This is a genomic window from Streptomyces monashensis (assembly GCF_001866665.1).
In the GTDB taxonomy this organism is placed as follows: Bacteria; Actinomycetota; Actinomycetes; order Streptomycetales; family Streptomycetaceae; genus Streptomyces; species Streptomyces monashensis.
Map to the genome: position 1 here is coordinate 164,220 of NZ_MLYO01000048.1, position 16,755 is coordinate 180,974.

Below are 16,755 nucleotides of genomic sequence, written 5' to 3' on the forward strand. Positions count from 1 at the left end.
CCTGCGGGCTCCGACCGGGCGGGGCCTGACAGCGGGCACCGGACACGGGGCTCCGGCGGGGTGGACGCACTGCCCGGCGCCGACTCGCTCGCCGAGGCCGGCGCGCCCGGCGCCCGGTGGCTGCGGCGGCCCCGCGCGGGGGCGTCAGCGCAGGACGCCCTCGATGAAGTCGCTGCCCAGCCGGGCCACCGCGGACAGGTCCAGCTGGTGCTGGACGTACCGGCCGCGGCGGCAGTCGGTGATCAGGCCCGCCTTCTTCAGCACCGCGAGGTGCCGGGATATCTCGGGGGCCGACATGCCGTGCGCGTCGGCCAGTTCGCCCGTGGTGTGCGGGGCGCGCGCGAGATGCCGGCACAGCCGTATCCGCACCGGGTGGGCCAGCGCCTCCAGGCGGCGCGTGAGCTGCTCGACGGAGGGGGCCTGCGGGCGCGTGCCGCTCGCGGGATAGGTGATCGAGGGCTGCCAGCCGAAGCGGTGCAGCACCAGGACGTGCGGCCAGCCGAGGCTGGTCGGCACCAGGACCAGGCCGCCGTCGCCCGTGGCGGTGCGGCCCACCGAGAGCTTGTCGACCGTGATCAGCTCGGCCTCCGCGTCCAGCGAGACGGCCTCGGACAGGGATGCGACGGCTTCGCCGAGGCCCTTGCGGCGCAGCAGCTCGGTCCTGTGCCGGGCGTCGGCGGCGAGCTGGGGCTCGATGCGGGCCCAGGTGTCGGCGAAGAAGGCCTCGTCGCAGTCGAGCATCAGCTGCCGGAACCACGCCCGGACGAGCGGCGGGTCCTCCAGCAGCCGGCGCGCGAACTGCTCCTGTACGGCCCCGCGCGCGGCGGCCAGCTCCAGGGAGCGGCGGCGCAGCTCCGGGTCGTCCAGGAGGGCCGGCTCCTGGACGTCGTAGCTCAGCCGGCAGGTGAACTCCAGGGCGGCGTCGACGAACTGCTCGTCCGTCAGCTCGTCCAGGAGGTCCAGGTCCTCGGCGAGGGTGGCGCCGGGCAGGGCGCGCCGGCCGGGGATGCCGCCGAAGGGGGCGAAGACGTCCGAGAACGTCGTACGCCACAAGAAGTCCGCCTCGCAGAGCCGGTCGGCCAGGCGGGGGTCCAGCCGGGACGAGACGGCGGTCGCCCAGCCCTGGAGGTCCGGGTGGTGGCCGGGCTCGCTGAGCGCGTGCAGTGCCATCCCCAGCTCCGCCAGCGGGGAGGGCACGATCCGGACCCGCTCGGGCGGCAGTCCGGTGATGTCGATCGTCACGCTCATGCACCCATCGTGCACCGGCCCGCTGACAGTGCCTCCGTGGATTGACGGCAGTCGTCAATCCACGGGACATCCGCACCGGGCTCTACCAGGCTGGAAGCACCGGGGCAGCCGCGAAGCCCGATCACCCGCAGATGAGCCAGGTCCCGAACATCCCGTAAAGGCGATCCGCCATGAGCATCACCCAGCAGTACCTCCTCGACACCCACCGTGCGCGCACGCTCGGCGAGCCCGAGCCGCCCGCCCCGGGGCGCCACGACCTTCAGGCCGTGCGCGCACTGCGCGAGTACCGGCGCTTCAGCGCGGTCATCGCCGAACGCCCGGCACGCGGGCGCGTACGGTACGCCCTGCGCCGCCGGCTGCGTCCTCGCGCACTGTGATCACGGCGCGGGCAGGCGCGTCACGAAGTCGGCGACGGCCGCCCGCACGTCGTCCGCCGTCCACTCCAGGCCCCGCGCGCCGACCGTGACCTCCGTCACGGCCAGGTCCGGTCCGCCGTGGTCCCAGGCCCGCGCGAACAGCAGGACCGAGGTCTCCTCCGCCTGCCGCACCGCCGCCTCGGCCGGCACGTCGGGGGCGTACGGCAGCCAGACCCGGAACTCGTGGGTGTGCGGCACCGCGGGGTGCACGCGGACCCACGGCACGCCGGCCTCGGCGAACCCCTCGCGCAGCGCGGCGGCCACCACGCGTGCGTGCCGCACATAGCCGGGCAGCCGGGGCAGTTCCGTCTCCAGTCCCGCGAGGGCCGACAGCACGGTCGGGAACTGCTGGAAGACCATGCCGCCGTACCGGTGCCGCCAGGTCTTCGCCTCCTCGACCAGCGTCTTCGGGCCGGCCAGGGCGGCGCCGCCGAAGCCGCCGAGGGACTTGTAGAACGACAGGTAGACGCTGTCCGCCAGGGCGGCGATCTCCTGCAGGGAGCGCCCGAAGTGCTCCGTGCACTCCCACAGGCGCGCGCCGTCGAAGTGCACCACCGCGTCGCGCTCCCGCGCGGCCTCGACGACCTCGGTCAGCTCCTCCCAGGTGGGCAGGACGTAACCGGCGTCCCTGAGGGGCAGTTCCAGCATCAGCGCGCCGAAGGGCTCGTCGAAGTCGCGTATCTCGGCGGCCGTGGGCAGCCGGGGCTCGCTGGTCACCCGCACCGGGCGCAAGCCGCTGACCTGGCTGAACGCGTTCCGTTCATGCACCTCGGGATGGGCGAGGCCGTGCAGGGCGACCGTGGGGTCGCCGGTGCGGGCGGCCCAGCAGCGCAGGGCCACCTGCTGGGCCATCGTGCCGGTCGGGAAGAACGCGACGGCCTCCGTGCCGAGCAGCGCGGCGACCCTGTCCTCCAGGGTGCCCACGATCCGGTCGCCGTACATGTCGGCCCGCTCGTCGAGGTCGTGGACCTCGGGTGCCGTCCGGGCCAGCCAGTCCAGGCGCTCCCGGATCGTGCCCTCGAACGGGGCGCGGTGGAGCACGCGCCGTGCCTGTCTGGCCGCGGTCACCCGCCGCTCCTGCCGTGCCCGCCTCTGATCCTGCTCAGCCGTCTCGGTCATGACGCGATCATGCCGCGCCGCGAACACGCCCGGCACCGGGATTTCCGCCCCGTCGAAGCCCTCGCGGCGGCGTGGCGAAACCCACAGCCTGTGGACGACCGGCCGCTGTCGAACCGGATAGCGTTAACATGACGAGAAATCGTCCGGTACATCGTCCGGTACCCAGAGCGGACTGGAACGGGAAGGCCGCCGTCGCGTGAGTACAGTCCACCAGCCAGACCTCAAGGACCGCCCCGCGCGGCTCACCGTCGGCGTCGTCGGCGCCGGCCGCGTGGGTCCCGCGCTGGCCGCCTGCCTCAAGCTCGCCGGGCACCGCCCGGTGGCCGTCTCCGGGGTCTCCGACGCCTCCCGCAGGCGCGCCGAGACCATGCTCCCGGGCGTGCCGCTGGTGCCGCCCGCCGAGGTCCTCCAGCGCGCCGACCTGGTGCTGCTGACCGTCCCCGACGACGCCCTGCCCGGCCTGGTCGGCGGCCTCGCCGAGACCGGAGCCGTACGGCCGGGCCAGCTGCTCGTGCACACCTCGGGCCGGTACGGCGCCGGGGTCCTCGGCCCCGCCCTGCGCGCGGGCGCGCTGCCGCTGGCGCTGCACCCGGCGATGACGTTCACCGGCACCCCGGTGGACGTCCAGCGGCTGGCCGGCTGCTCCTTCGGCGTCACCGCGCCCGAGGAGCTGCGGCTGGCCGCCGAGGCCCTGGTCATCGAGATGGGCGGCGAGCCCGAGTGGATCAGCGAGGAGAACCGCCCGCTCTACCACGCGGCCCTCGCCCTCGGCGCCAACCACCTGGTCACCCTCGTCGCACAGTCCATGGAACTGCTGCGCACGGCCGGTGTGACGGCGCCCGACCGGATGCTCGGCCCGCTGCTCGGCGCCGCCCTCGACAACGCGCTGCGCTCCGGCGACCTGGCGCTCACCGGGCCGGTCGCGCGCGGGGACGCCGGCACGGTCGCCGCGCACGTCACCGAGTTGCGCAAGCACGCCCCGCAGACCGTCGCGGGCTACCTCGCGATGGCCCGCGCCACCGCCGACCGGGCCCTCGCCCACGGCCTGCTGAAGCCGGAACTCGCCGAGGATCTGCTCGGCGTGCTGGCCGACGGATCCAACGGCACCAACGGCACCAATGGCACCAACGGCCCCAAGGGGAACGCCTGATGACCACCGTCCTGCTGAGCACCGCCGACGAGCTGCACGCACGCGTGCGCCGCGGCCGACGTGCCGTCGTGATGACGATGGGCGCCCTGCACGAGGGCCACGCGACCCTGATCCGCAGCGCGCGGGAGCTGGCGGGCCGCGACGGCGAGGTCGTCGTCACCGTCTTCGTCAACCCCCTCCAGTTCGGCGCGGGCGAGGACCTCGACCGCTATCCACGCACCCTCGACGCCGACCTGAAGATCGCCGAGCAGGCGGGCGCGGACGCGGTGTTCGCACCCTCCGCGGACGAGGTCTACCCCGGCGGTGCCCCCCAGGTACGCGTCACCGCCGGCCCGATGGGCGAGCGGCTGGAGGGCGCCTCGCGGCCGGGCCACTTCGACGGCATGCTCACCGTCGTCGCCAAGCTGCTGCACCTCACCCGCCCCGACGCGGCCCTGTTCGGGCAGAAGGACGCCCAGCAGCTGGCCCTGATCCGGCGCATGGTGCGGGACCTGAACTTCGGCGTCGAGATCGTCGCCGTACCGACGGTGCGCGAGGCGGACGGGCTCGCCCTGTCCAGCCGCAACCGCTACCTCTCGCCCGAGGAGCGCGGTACGGCGCTCGCGCTGTCCCGCGCGCTGTTCGCCGGCCGCGACCGGCACGCCGCGCAGGAGGCGCTGCGCGCGCGTGCCCGTGAAGTGCCCTCCACGCACGCGCGTGCCGAGGCGCTCAGCGCCATAGGGGAGTCCCGCGCGGCGGCCGACGCGCACGCCGTCGCCACCGCCGCGCCCGGCGGTCCGGCCGCGGTCCGCGCGGCGGCCCGCCAGATCCTGGACGAGGCCGCGCGGTTCGTCCCGCCGCTCCGGCTGGACTACCTCGCGCTGGTCGACCCCGCCGACTTCACCGAGATCGGCGACGACTTCACCGGCGAGGCCGTCCTCGCCGTCGCCGCCCGGGTCGGTACGACCCGGCTGATCGACAACCTCCCCCTCACCTTCGGAACCCTCGGAGCCGCCTCGTGACCAGCACAGGCACCAGCACAGGCATCAACACGGGCATACGTCTGCACGCGCCCGCCCCCGGGTGGAGCATCTCCGCGGACGTGGTCGTCGTCGGGTCCGGCGTGGCCGGCCTGACCGCGGCCCTGCGCTGCGAGGCCGCCGGGCTCACGACGGTCGTCGTCACCAAGGCCCGCCTGGACGACGGCTCCACGCGCTGGGCGCAGGGCGGCATCGCCGCCGCCCTCGGCGAGGGCGACACACCCGAGCAGCACCTCGACGACACCCTGGTGGCCGGCGCGGGCCTCTGCGACGAGGAGGCCGTCCGGATCCTCGTCACCGAGGGCCCCGGCGCCGTACGCCGGCTCATCGACACCGGAGCCCACTTCGACGAGTCCTCCGAGGGCGGACTGGCCCTCACGCGCGAGGGCGGCCACCACCGGCGCCGCATCGCCCACGCGGGCGGCGACGCGACCGGCGCCGAGGTCTCCCGTGCCCTGGTGGAGGCGGTACGCGCGCGAGGGCTGCGCACGATCGAGAACGCCCTCGTGCTGGACCTGCTGACCGACGCCGAGGGCCGCACGGCCGGAGTCACGCTGCACGTGATGGGCGAGGGCCAGCACGACGGGGTGGGCGCCGTGCACGCCCCCGCGGTGGTCCTCGCGACCGGCGGCATGGGCCAGGTGTACTCGTCGACCACCAACCCGTCCGTGTCCACCGGCGACGGCGTGGCCCTGGCGCTGCGCGCGGGCGCCGAGGTCTCCGACCTGGAGTTCGTCCAGTTCCACCCGACCGTGCTGTTCATCGGCGCGGACGCCGAGGGCCAGATGCCGCTGGTCTCGGAGGCGGTGCGCGGCGAGGGCGCCCATCTGGTCGACGGCGACGGCGTGCGCTTCATGGTGGGCCAGCACGAACTGGCCGAGCTGGCACCCCGGGACATCGTCGCCAAGGGCATCATGCGGCGGATGCAGGAGCAGGACGCCGAGCACATGTACCTCGACGCCCGGCACTTCGGCGCCGACATGTGGGAGCACCGCTTCCCGACCATCCTGGCCGCCTGCCGCGCCCACGGCATCGACCCGATAACCGAGCCCGTCCCGATCGCCCCGGCCGCCCACTACGCCTCCGGGGGCGTGCGCACCGACGCGCGGGGCCGGACGACGGTGCCGGGCCTGTACGCGTGCGGCGAGGTCGCCTGCACCGGCGTGCACGGCGCGAACCGGCTCGCGTCCAACTCCCTGCTCGAAGGCCTCGTCTACGCCGAGAGCATCGCCGCCGACATCGCCGCCGCGCGGGCGGAGAACGGCCTCCACGCGCGCGTGCCCGCACCGGTTCCGCACCCCGAGACGCCCGCGCACCCGTTGCTCGCCCCCGAGACCCGCTTCGCCATCCAGCGGATCATGACCGAGGGCGCGGGCGTGCTCCGCTCGGAGCGGTCCCTCGCCCGGGCCGCCGAACAGCTCCAGGGGCTGCACACGCAGGCCCGCGACGCGCTCGAGGAGCACGGCAAGACCGCCGAGCCCGGTGTCGACACCTGGGAGGCCACCAACCTCCTGTGCGTCGCCCGTGTCCTGGTCGCCGCCGCCCGGTTGCGCGAGGAGACCCGCGGCTGCCACTGGCGCGAGGACCGCGCCGAGCGCGACGACACCGACTGGCGGCGCCACATCGTCGTACGGCTGAGCCCCGACCGGTCGCTGGCCGTACGCACCACCGACACCGCAGACTTCCCCCCGACCCGGTAACACCAGCGAACCCAGCGCCCCAGGAGCAGTGACAGACGTGAGCACCGACGACCTTCCCCTCGCCTCCGCCGGCGGCTGCGGCGACGACTGCGCCTGCGGCGCCGAGGGCGACCACGAATACCTGGAGTGCGGGCTCGATCCCGCGCTCGCCGAGCTGCTGGCCGCCGCCGGGCTCGACCCCATCGAGGTCGAGGACGTCGCCAACGTCGCCATCCAGGAGGACCTGGACGGCGGCGTGGACGTGACGACCGTCGCGACCATCCCCGAGGAGGCCACCGCCACCGGCGACTTCACCGCGCGCGAGGCGGGCGTCGTGGCGGGCCTCCGGGTCGCCGAGGCCGTGCTGTCCGTGGTCTGCACGGACGAGTTCGAGGTCGAGCGGTACGTCGAGGACGGCGACCGGGTCGAGGCCGGGCAGAAGCTGCTGTCGGTCACCTCGCGCACGCGTGACCTGCTCACCGCCGAGCGCAGCGCGCTGAACATCCTGTGCCGTCTGTCCGGCATCGCGACCGCCACGCGCGCGTGGGCGGACGCGCTGGAGGGCACGAAGACCAGGGTCCGCGACACCCGCAAGACGACCCCTGGTCTGCGCTCGCTGGAGAAGTTCGCGGTCCGCTGCGGCGGGGGCGTCAACCACCGCATGTCGCTGTCCGACGCGGCCCTGGTGAAGGACAACCACGTGGTCGCCGCCGGCGGCGTCGCGCAGGCTTTCAAGGCCGTACGGGAGACGTTCCCGGACGTGCCGATCGAGGTCGAGGTCGACACGCTGCACCAGCTGCGCGAGGTGGTCGAGGCGGGCGCCGACCTGATCCTCCTGGACAACTTCACGCCCGGCGAGTGCGCGGAGGCCGTCGGCATCGTCGGCGGCCGGGCCCTGCTGGAGGCCTCCGGGCGGCTGACGCTCGGCACCGCGCGCGCGTACGCCGACACTGGTGTGGACTTCCTGGCGGTCGGCGCGCTCACCCACTCCTCGCCGATCCTCGACATCGGCCTGGACCTTCGCGAGGCGGAGTAACGGCCATGCTGCTCACGATCGACGTCGGCAACACGCACACCGTCCTCGGCCTGTTCGACGGCGAGGACATCGTCGAGCACTGGCGCATCTCCACGGACGCGCGCCGCACGGCGGACGAGCTGGCGGTGCTGCTCCAGGGCCTGATGGGCATGCACCCGCTGCTCGGCGAGGAGCTGGGCGACGGCATCGACGGCATCGCCATCTGCGCGACCGTCCCGTCGGTGCAGCACGAGCTGCGCGAGGTCACCCGCAGGTACTACGGCGACGTGCCCGCGGTGCTGGTCGAACCGGGCGTGAAGACGGGCGTGCCGATCCTCACCGACAACCCCAAGGAGGTCGGCGCGGACCGGATCATCAACGCGGTCGCGGCCGTGGAGCTGTACGGCGGTCCGGCGATCGTCGTCGACTTCGGCACGGCGACCACGTTCGACGCGGTCTCCGCGCGCGGGGAGTACGTCGGCGGTGTCATCGCCCCCGGCATCGAGATCTCCGTGGAGGCGCTCGGCGTCAAGGGCGCGCAGCTGCGGAAGATCGAGGTGGCCCGGCCGCGCAGCGTGATCGGCAAGAACACCGTCGAGGCCATGCAGGCGGGCATCGTGTACGGCTTCGCCGGGCAGGTCGACGGGGTGGTCGAGCGGATGGCCCGGGAGCTGGCCGAGGACCCGGACGACGTGACCGTGATCGCCACGGGCGGGCTCGCGCCGATGGTGCTGGGGGAGTCCTCGGCGATCGACGAGCACCAGCCGTGGCTGACGCTGATCGGGCTGCGCCTGGTGTACGAGCGGAACGTGTCGCGCATGTGAGACGACCGGCGCCCTCTTCGGGAGGCGCCGGTTTTCGCGTCCACCGCGCGCGGATATCGCGCGGATATCGTGCGCGGGCGCGTGTCTCGTGGCCCCGGTCGAGGGAACTCGTGGCCCCGGTCGAGGGAAACCGGGAGCGACACGCGGCGACACAGCATTCCGGTCCGTCACTTTTGTCCGATTAGCGGTAGCGTCGCCGCATGCCCACGCCATACGGATCCCGCGGCGGCATGGCGTTCGGCGTGGAGGAGCTGCGTGTGCTCCGTCGCGCCCTCGCCCTCGCCCTTCACCCCGGTCAAGCCTCTGCCGGGGATGTCCAGGACTGTTTCCGCCTCGCCGAGTCGCTCGACGAGGCGATGTGCGAGGGGGCGAGACTGCGCGCGTTCCTGGTGGCCGACCTCGGCCGGTACCGGGCCGCGCTGCCGGGTACCGTCGCCGGTTACCTCGCCCTCCTGGAGGAGGCGCTGGGCGCCGGGCACCGGCCGACCCCGGACGACCTGGCGGCGCTGCGGGCGCTGCGCGGCAATCCCGCGGCGGCCGCGTTGCTGGACCGTTGCCGGGCGCTGGCCGAGCAGGACGTACGAGCCCGGTTCGCACAGGGCGCCCGGACGGTGCCCGCTCCCGCCGTACCGCCCTCACGGACGCGCCTGACGGCCCTTCCGGGCGGCGTGGGCGAGTCCGGCGTCCAGGAGGCCGGGGAGCGGGCGAAACCGGCGGAGAAGCCCGCACAGAAGCCCGGACCGGCTCCCGCGGAGCGCCCCGCCCCGCAGCCGGCACCACCGAAGCGCCCCATCCCGACACCGGGCGAGGTCTTCCCGCGCCGCAAGCCGGCGCCGCCGACGGAGGGCACTCAGTCCCGTCAACTCGCCGCAGGCTGACCCCCCTCCCTCGCCGGTGTCCGTGCGGGTCGGGGGCGCGACCGGGTGGTTCGCGCACCCCGTACCCCTCGCCCGTTCCCGCGTGGCTACTCTGGGGGCATGGACTACGTCTCCGCGCTCGTGCCCCCGGTCGTGATGGCCGTGTTCTTCATCGGTCTGGTCAGGGTGATCGTGAAGACCCAGGGCGGGGCCGCCAAGGCCAAGGAGGACGCGGCCGTCGACGCCGCCCTCGCGCGCGCGGAGAGTGCGCGGCAGGCCTCCGCCGGCGGCGACGCCTGATCCACCCCTGGCGTACGGCTCCCGCATCCCACGGGTGCGGTTTCGGGTCGTACGCCCTTTTTGTTCGCGTTCGCAGGGTTAGTGCACGTCCGGCACGCCATTGTCCGGATCTCCCACTATTGTTCTGAGTTGTGCCTCGCCCATTGGGAGAACTCGAAGACGCCGTCATGACGCGGGTGTGGAAGTGGAACCGCCCGGTGACGGTTCGAGAAGTCCTGGAAGACCTCCAGCAGGAACGCTCGATCGCGTACACCACCGTGATGACCGTTTTGGACAATCTCCATCAGAAGGGCTGGGTCCGCCGGGAGGCGGAAGGGCGGGCCTATCGATATGAGGCCGTCTCGACACGAGCCGCGTACGCCGCCGCGCTGATGAACGACGCGTGGTCGCAGAGCGACAACCCGGCGGCCGCTCTCGTCGCCTTCTTCGGGATGATGAGCGAGGAACAGCGGCACGCCCTCCGCGACGCGGTACGCATCGTCCAGGGACCGGATACCCCGGAAGCTTCCGCAGCCCCCGAAGCTCCCGAACCCCGGCAACAGGAACCCGCGCGACAGGAACCCGCCGAACCTCGCCAAGAGGAGAACCCCGGCTCGGCGGAGGACGCCGCCGGGCGATAGCGTCCGCTCATGTCAGCCGAGCGCCCCGAAGTCTCCGCAAAAGACATCACCGTCCGCCGGGCGCGGACCAGCGATGTCCCGGCCGTACGCCGCCTCCTCGACGCCTACGTGCGTGACCGCATCCTGCTCGACAAAGCAACCGTCACGCTTTACGAGGACATCCAGGAGTTCTGGGTCGCGGAACGCGACGACAACGCCGAGGTGGTCGGTTGCGGTGCGCTGCACGTCATGTGGGAGGACCTCGCGGAAGTCCGCACTCTCGCGGTGAAGCCGGGTCTCAAGGGCGCCGGCGTCGGCCATCAGTTGCTGGAGAGGCTGGTCGAGACCGCACGCCGGCTCGGCGTTCGCCGCGTTTTCTGCCTCACCTTCGAAGTGGACTTCTTCGCGAAGCACGGCTTCGTGGAGATCGGTGAGACCCCCGTCGACGCCGATGTCTACGCGGAGCTGTTGCGTTCCTATGACGAGGGCGTCGCCGAGTTCCTCGGTCTCGAACGGGTGAAACCGAACACCCTGGGCAACAGCCGGATGCTTCTGCATCTGTGATCGTCATTGCCCGAGTGCCCTATGTCCGAAACGCGCATGTTTCCGGGTCCAGGGGATCCACCAGTGCTCTCCCGGGGGTTTGTGTTTTTCCGGCAAAAGCGGTTTGCTTTCCGGCGTAGTGCAGTACTGCATATAACAGGGGCGGCGAAACGGCGGACGCCGCACACCCCTGGCCCTCAACGTTATCGATGAAAGGAAATCCGGTGGCACAGAAGGTTCAGGTCCTTCTTGTCGACGACCTCGACGGCGGCGAGGCGGACGAGACCGTGACGTTCGCGCTGGACGGCAAGACGTACGAGATCGATCTCACGACCACCAATGCGGACAAGCTGCGTGGGCTTCTCGAGCCCTATGTGAAGGGCGGTCGTCGTACCGGAGGCCGTGCCTCTGGTGGACGCGGAAAGGCCCGCGCCGCTTCCGGTGGCAACCAGGACACCGCGGCGATCCGCGCCTGGGCGAAGGAGAACGGCTACGAGGTCAACGACCGCGGCCGTGTTCCGGGGAACATCCGCGAGGCCTATGAGAAGGCCAACGGCTGATCCCGCCGCACGGCGGGCGACGGCCCGGCGCACGCGCGCCGCAGCCGGACGCGGTGACACTCCGCTGCCACCGTGTCCACCAGTCGCACGAGATCGGGGACGCTCCCCTCGCGTCCCATGGCCGACAGCGCCGGCAGCGAGGCCTCGGCCTCGCCTCCCGGGCCGGGGGGCCGCAGCCACACGGCGGCCCCCCGTACGGAGCCGACAGCCGGACCGGCCGTCGGCACACCGGCGTCCGGCACACCGGTATCCGGCAGCGATGACATCGGAGCCTGCGGCACACGACCGGCCCCCGGTGGCGGCCCCGGTGCCTCCATCGCGCCGCCCGCGCCCAGGGTCCGCAGGTCGAGGAGGACGGCGCTCCACTCCAGCCAGTCCAGCAGTCCCGGCAGCTCCTCCGCGCCGCCCGCGGCCACCAGCAGCTGCATCCGGTCGCCGCGCAGCGCCACCGGAGAGCCCGGCGCGAGACGCCGGAGCGCCCGCGCGCCCGCCTCGGCCGGCACGTCCAGGACGTCGAACCGCACCCCGGTGAGCAGCCGCAGCGGTCGTCCGGGCATGGTCGCCCACCCCAGATCGTTCTCGTACCAGTGGCGGGTTCGCGCCTCCGGGCCGGCCGCCGCGGCACAGAGCCCCGATTCCGGGGCAGGAGGGCCGACGAGGCCGTCGCCCGGGTCGAGGGGCCGGCGGGGAAAGGGGACGGTGTGGACAGGGTGAGTCATACGGAGCTCCCGGGCCGGACCAGCCATGCCAGGTGCAACCGGCCGAGCGACCTGATGGTTACGTTGCGTACTCGACTGATTGCGGATGGTTCCGGAAAAGAGGGCGTGTGGGGGTCCGGGGAAGCGCGAGGTTGTTCGCCCATAGCGGAGGGAACGGGGCCGTACGGGCATGGAGTGTCCGTGCCCGCGGGTAAGACATGCCTAGTGGGAGGGGGCGACACGCAGGACGGCCCGTCTCACGTTCGCCATCGGCGTACTGGCGATGAGGGTAACTGCCTGGCCTGCGGGAACATCGTCTCGCACCATCAGGTTGGGACAGATGTCGGCGTTCGGGGTCAGGAGGCCAAGGACGGTGTCGGCAGTTGGAATGAGCGGTCCCCGCTTGCGGGACTAAGCTGCGGAAGGACAGGGAGGGGAAGTTCCCCCCACTGCCTGACCGCTCTGAGGAGCGATTAACGATGTTCGAGAGGTTCACCGACCGCGCGCGGCGGGTTGTCGTCCTGGCTCAGGAAGAAGCCCGGATGCTCAACCACAACTACATCGGCACCGAGCACATCCTCCTGGGTCTCATCCACGAGGGCGAAGGTGTCGCCGCTAAGGCCCTGGAGAGCCTCGGCATTTCGCTTGAGGCGGTCCGCCAGCAGGTGGAGGAGATCATCGGCCAGGGCCAGCAGGCCCCGTCCGGGCACATCCCCTTCACTCCCCGTGCCAAGAAGGTCCTGGAGCTGTCGCTCCGCGAGGCCCTTCAGCTGGGCCACAACTACATCGGCACGGAGCACATCCTGCTCGGCCTGATCCGTGAGGGCGAGGGCGTCGCAGCCCAGGTCCTGGTCAAGCTGGGCGCAGACCTCAACCGGGTGCGGCAGCAGGTCATCCAGCTGCTCTCCGGTTACCAGGGCAAGGAGACCGCCGCCGCCGGCGGCCCGGCCGAGGGCACCCCCTCGACCTCCCTCGTCCTCGACCAGTTCGGCCGGAACCTCACCCAGGCCGCTCGTGAGTCCAAGCTCGACCCGGTCATCGGGCGCGAGAAGGAGATCGAGCGGGTCATGCAGGTGCTGTCCCGCCGTACGAAGAACAACCCGGTCCTGATCGGTGAGCCCGGCGTCGGCAAGACCGCCGTCGTCGAGGGCCTCGCCCAGGCCATCGTCAAGGGCGAGGTGCCCGAGACGCTCAAGGACAAGCACCTCTACACGCTGGACCTCGGCGCCCTGGTCGCCGGCTCCCGCTACCGCGGTGACTTCGAGGAGCGCCTGAAGAAGGTGCTCAAGGAGATCCGCACCCGCGGCGACATCATCCTGTTCATCGACGAGCTGCACACGCTGGTCGGTGCGGGTGCTGCCGAGGGCGCGATCGACGCCGCCAGCATCCTGAAGCCGATGCTGGCCCGCGGTGAGCTGCAGACCATCGGTGCGACCACGCTGGACGAGTACCGCAAGCACCTGGAGAAGGACGCCGCCCTGGAGCGCCGTTTCCAGCCCATCCAGGTCGCCGAGCCGTCCCTGCCGCACACGATCGAGATCCTCAAGGGCCTGCGCGACCGCTACGAGGCCCACCACCGCGTCTCCATCACGGACGAGGCCCTGGTCCAGGCGGCCACCCTGGCCGACCGGTACATCTCGGACCGCTTCCTGCCGGACAAGGCGATCGACCTGATCGACGAGGCCGGATCGAGGATGCGCATCCGCCGGATGACCGCTCCGCCGGACCTGCGCGAGTTCGACGAGAAGATCGCCGCCGTCCGCCGGGACAAGGAGTCCGCGATCGACTCGCAGGACTTCGAGAAGGCCGCCTCCCTCCGTGACAAGGAGAAGCAGCTGCTGGCCGCCAAGGCCAAGCGCGAGAAGGAGTGGAAGGCCGGCGACATGGACGTCGTCGCCGAGGTCGACGGCGAGCTGATCGCCGAGGTCCTCGCGACCGCCACCGGCATCCCGGTCTTCAAGCTGACCGAGGAGGAGTCCTCCCGCCTGCTGCGCATGGAGGACGAGCTCCACAAGCGGGTCATCGGCCAGGTCGACGCCGTCAAGGCGCTGTCGAAGGCGATCCGTCGTACGCGTGCGGGCCTCAAGGACCCGAAGCGCCCCGGTGGTTCGTTCATCTTCGCCGGCCCGTCCGGTGTCGGTAAGACCGAACTGTCCAAGGCGCTCGCCGAGTTCCTCTTCGGCGACGAGGACGCGCTGATCTCCCTCGACATGTCGGAGTTCAGCGAGAAGCACACGGTCTCGCGTCTGTTCGGTTCGCCCCCCGGCTACGTGGGCTACGAAGAGGGCGGCCAGCTCACCGAGAAGGTGCGCCGCAAGCCGTTCTCCGTCGTCCTGTTCGACGAGGTCGAGAAGGCCCACCCGGACATCTTCAACTCGCTGCTGCAGATCCTGGAGGACGGTCGCCTGACCGACTCCCAGGGCCGGGTCGTGGACTTCAAGAACACGGTCATCATCATGACGACCAACCTCGGCACCCGGGACATCTCCAAGGGCTTCAACCTGGGCTTCGCGGCCTCGGGTGACACGAAGACCAACTACGAGCGCATGAAGAACAAGGTCCAGGACGAGCTGAAGCAGCACTTCCGGCCCGAGTTCCTCAACCGCGTCGACGACGTGGTCGTCTTCCCGCAGCTGACGCAGGAGGACATCCTGCGGATCGTCGACCTGATGATCAGCAAGGTGGACGAGCGCCTGAAGGACCGGGACATGGGCATCGAGCTCTCCCAGTCCGCCAAGGAGCTGCTGTCCAAGAAGGGTTACGACCCGGTGCTGGGCGCGCGTCCGCTGCGTCGCACGATCCAGCGCGAGGTCGAGGACACGCTCTCGGAGAAGATCCTCTTCGGCGAGCTGCGCCCCGGTCACATCGTGGTCGTGGACACCGAGGGCGAGGGCGACGCCCAGACCTTCACCTTCCGCGGTGAGGAGAAGTCGGCGCTGCCCGACGTCCCGCCGATCGAGCAGGCGGCCGGCGGTGCCGGGCCGAACCTGAGCAAGGAGGCGTAAGCCTCCGGCGGATCAGCCGGGTCGAAGGGGCCGGTGCCTTTGGGCACCGGCCCCTTCACCGCATCCGGGGATCAAGCACCGACGGCCGTCAGGACAACTGGCCGTTGTAGTCGGGGAGCTTGAACGTCTTCTCGGCGTGGCCGCCGGAGAGGTCGGTGGCGCTGTTGCCGATGTTCGCGATGATCGTGTAGCCCTTGTTCTCGATGTCGACGCGCTGGGCCGTCTTGTAGGCGGCGACGTCCTTGAAGAGGTCGAACAGGCCGCGGACGTAGAGGCCGGAGACGTCGTAGCCGTCGTACTCCAGGTTCCACTCGGTGGGCTCTTCGATGATGCCCGGGCGGGCAGTGACGAAGAAGAGTGAGACGCCGTGCTCCTGGGCGTACTTCGCGACGTTCAGCACGGGCTTGTTGGCCGGCTGGGGGTAGCTGAAGCCGTAGTCGGTCTCCAGCGTGGTGTTGTCGATGTCGAAGACGATCGCCTGCTTCTCGCCCGGTTTGGCGGCGGCGATGCGCTGCTTCAGGTACGGCAGGGCCTGGTCCATCACCGTCTGGCAGTCCTTCTGCCAGGTCGCGTAGTCCACCTTCGTGGCCGTCGCGGTGGCGGTGGCGTCGGCGGTCGCGCTGCTCGTGGTCGCGGCCTGGGCCGGGGCGGCCAGAGCGGTCAGGGCGGCCACGGAGACGGCGGTGGCGGAGATACGGCGAGCCCAGGGGCCTCTGGTCATCGGTGGGGGTCCTCTCACACGGACGGGCCTGAATGTCAGGGGCATGATCTGAGGTGAGGGTGGCGTGAGGGGAACCGTAGGGTTACCGAACGGTAGGTGCCTGGAAGTGCGCGTCACATTCACGTGATCGCGGCCAGGGAACCCGGTGATATGCCGCACGGGCGTTATGCCCCCTACTAGTCCGGATAGTGGAGTCAGCCGGGCGGGTAAAGGACGGACAAAGGGAACGTCATGTCGGGAGGTCGTCGGCAAAGAACGGCGGCCTCGGGGCGGGGGTATCTCCTACCGGGCTTCGTAGGACGGGCGTTTTGGGGTGGGCGGGGTGCTGGGCTACCAAGGAGTGGCCGCCCGGAGGAACCTCCGTTCGCCGGGTGGCGGTTCTGTCCCCGAGTCCACGAGGTTTCGATGTTCCAGCGCGTCATGTCCCGTTCTTCCCGTACGTCCCCGCTCCGCGCCCGGGTGGCTGTCCTGGCCGCCGCCGTGGGGTCCCTGGCCGTCGTGGGGACCGGGGCGGCGAGCGCGGCCGCGCCGTCGGCCGGCTGGGTCGACCCGGTGCAGAAGTACACGCTGTCGGCCCGCTTCATGCAGGCCGGCGGCATGTGGCAGACCAAGCACAGCGGTCTGGACCTCGCCGTGCCGACCGGCACCGCGGTGGTCGCCGCGCACGGCGGCACCGTCGTCAAGGCCGGCCCGAACGGTGCCGGTGACGGCCCCGCGTACGGCAACGCCGTCGTGATCAGGCACGGCAACGGCGCGTACTCGCAGTACGCGCACCTGTCCCGGGTCGACGTCAAGGCGGGCCACGTCGTCAGGACCGGCCAGCGCATCGCACTGTCCGGCTCCACCGGCAACTCCACCGGTCCGCACCTGCACTTCGAGATCCGTACGACCCCGAACCACGGCTCCGCCGTCGACCCGGCCGCCTTCCTGCGCGGCAAGGGCGTCACCTTCTGAGCGGCGTCACCCCCTAGGCCCCCCTAGTGTGATGCGCCTGAAATCGAA

General features: G+C 71.6%; 17 protein-coding genes. 13 read left to right on the top strand and 4 right to left on the bottom strand.

The window, feature by feature from the left end; translation table 11 throughout:
* Nucleotides 1-144: 144 nt before the first annotated feature.
* Nucleotides 145-1,248: a DUF5937 family protein gene (locus BIV23_RS27595; RefSeq protein ID WP_071383669.1), complete on the bottom strand. Its 1,104-nt coding sequence runs from the start codon at nucleotides 1,246-1,248 to the stop codon at nucleotides 145-147.
* Between the two features lie 170 nt (nucleotides 1,249-1,418).
* Between BIV23_RS27595 and BIV23_RS27600 the strand changes: the two genes are divergently transcribed.
* Complete coding sequence (locus tag BIV23_RS27600; protein WP_071383670.1) at nucleotides 1,419-1,625, top strand: hypothetical protein; 207 nt, start codon at nucleotides 1,419-1,421, stop codon at nucleotides 1,623-1,625.
* Here BIV23_RS27600 and BIV23_RS27605 read toward each other — a convergent pair whose 3' ends face one another.
* A complete protein-coding gene (locus BIV23_RS27605; RefSeq protein WP_071383671.1) occupies nucleotides 1,626-2,783 on the bottom strand; it encodes a threonine aldolase family protein in 1,158 nt (385 codons plus the stop codon). It lies immediately after the preceding gene.
* A gap of 196 nt (nucleotides 2,784-2,979) precedes the next feature.
* On the opposite strand from BIV23_RS27605, the gene BIV23_RS27610 reads away from it, so the two are divergent.
* The 10 genes from BIV23_RS27610 (at nucleotide 2,980) to BIV23_RS27655 (ending at nucleotide 11,329) form a co-directional block, all read left to right on the top strand.
* Nucleotides 2,980-3,933, top strand: coding sequence for a Rossmann-like and DUF2520 domain-containing protein (locus BIV23_RS27610; protein WP_071383672.1), 954 nt, complete (start codon nucleotides 2,980-2,982; stop codon nucleotides 3,931-3,933).
* Nucleotides 3,933-4,934 (top strand): pantoate--beta-alanine ligase, encoded by a 1,002-nt coding sequence (gene panC / locus BIV23_RS27615; RefSeq protein WP_071383673.1) that lies wholly within the window; start codon nucleotides 3,933-3,935, stop codon nucleotides 4,932-4,934. The genes BIV23_RS27610 and panC overlap by 1 nt, the downstream gene beginning before the upstream one ends.
* Nucleotides 4,931-6,652 carry an L-aspartate oxidase gene (locus BIV23_RS27620; protein WP_177240053.1) on the top strand — a complete coding sequence of 574 codons (1,722 nt, stop codon included), beginning with the start codon at nucleotides 4,931-4,933 and terminating at the stop codon, nucleotides 6,650-6,652. Before panC ends, BIV23_RS27620 begins: the two co-directional genes overlap by 4 nt.
* A 37-nt stretch (nucleotides 6,653-6,689) precedes the next feature.
* Nucleotides 6,690-7,667 (top strand): carboxylating nicotinate-nucleotide diphosphorylase, encoded by a 978-nt coding sequence (gene nadC, locus BIV23_RS27625; protein ID WP_071383674.1) that lies wholly within the window; start codon nucleotides 6,690-6,692, stop codon nucleotides 7,665-7,667.
* A 5-nt stretch (nucleotides 7,668-7,672) separates the two neighbouring features.
* Nucleotides 7,673-8,470, top strand: a complete 798-nt coding sequence (locus BIV23_RS27630; RefSeq protein WP_071383675.1) for a type III pantothenate kinase — start codon at nucleotides 7,673-7,675, stop codon at nucleotides 8,468-8,470.
* A 230-nt stretch (nucleotides 8,471-8,700) separates the two neighbouring features.
* The gene (locus tag BIV23_RS27635; protein WP_071383676.1) at nucleotides 8,701-9,348 is read left to right on the top strand and encodes a hypothetical protein; all 648 of its coding nucleotides are present in this window, start codon (nucleotides 8,701-8,703) and stop codon (nucleotides 9,346-9,348) included.
* Between the two features lie 99 nt (nucleotides 9,349-9,447).
* Nucleotides 9,448-9,627, top strand: a complete 180-nt coding sequence (locus BIV23_RS27640) for a hypothetical protein (RefSeq protein WP_071373304.1) — start codon at nucleotides 9,448-9,450, stop codon at nucleotides 9,625-9,627.
* 167 nt (nucleotides 9,628-9,794) lie between these two features.
* Nucleotides 9,795-10,247, top strand: coding sequence for a BlaI/MecI/CopY family transcriptional regulator (locus BIV23_RS27645; RefSeq protein WP_071383677.1), 453 nt, complete (start codon nucleotides 9,795-9,797; stop codon nucleotides 10,245-10,247).
* 9 nt (nucleotides 10,248-10,256) lie between these two features.
* A complete protein-coding gene (locus BIV23_RS27650) occupies nucleotides 10,257-10,790 on the top strand; it encodes an amino-acid N-acetyltransferase (protein ID WP_071383678.1) in 534 nt (177 codons plus the stop codon).
* 203 nt (nucleotides 10,791-10,993) lie between these two features.
* Nucleotides 10,994-11,329, top strand: a complete 336-nt coding sequence (locus BIV23_RS27655) for a histone-like nucleoid-structuring protein Lsr2 (protein ID WP_071383679.1) — start codon at nucleotides 10,994-10,996, stop codon at nucleotides 11,327-11,329.
* Here the strand turns inward: BIV23_RS27655 and BIV23_RS27660 are convergent.
* Nucleotides 11,308-12,048, bottom strand: a complete 741-nt coding sequence (locus tag BIV23_RS27660) for an SCO3374 family protein (protein WP_177240054.1) — start codon at nucleotides 12,046-12,048, stop codon at nucleotides 11,308-11,310. The two genes, BIV23_RS27655 and BIV23_RS27660, sit on opposite strands and share 22 nt — an antisense overlap.
* Before the next feature lie 458 nt (nucleotides 12,049-12,506).
* Between BIV23_RS27660 and BIV23_RS27665 the strand changes: the two genes are divergently transcribed.
* A complete protein-coding gene (locus tag BIV23_RS27665) occupies nucleotides 12,507-15,032 on the top strand; it encodes an ATP-dependent Clp protease ATP-binding subunit (RefSeq protein ID WP_071383680.1) in 2,526 nt (841 codons plus the stop codon).
* Between the two features lie 88 nt (nucleotides 15,033-15,120).
* On the opposite strand, the gene BIV23_RS27670 is transcribed toward BIV23_RS27665, so the two are convergent.
* The gene (locus tag BIV23_RS27670) at nucleotides 15,121-15,753 is read right to left on the bottom strand and encodes an HAD family acid phosphatase (RefSeq protein WP_071383681.1); all 633 of its coding nucleotides are present in this window, start codon (nucleotides 15,751-15,753) and stop codon (nucleotides 15,121-15,123) included.
* A gap of 405 nt (nucleotides 15,754-16,158) precedes the next feature.
* Between BIV23_RS27670 and BIV23_RS27675 the strand changes: the two genes are divergently transcribed.
* Nucleotides 16,159-16,707 (top strand): M23 family metallopeptidase, encoded by a 549-nt coding sequence (locus tag BIV23_RS27675; RefSeq protein WP_071383682.1) that lies wholly within the window; start codon nucleotides 16,159-16,161, stop codon nucleotides 16,705-16,707.
* Nucleotides 16,708-16,755: the final 48 nt, after the last annotated feature.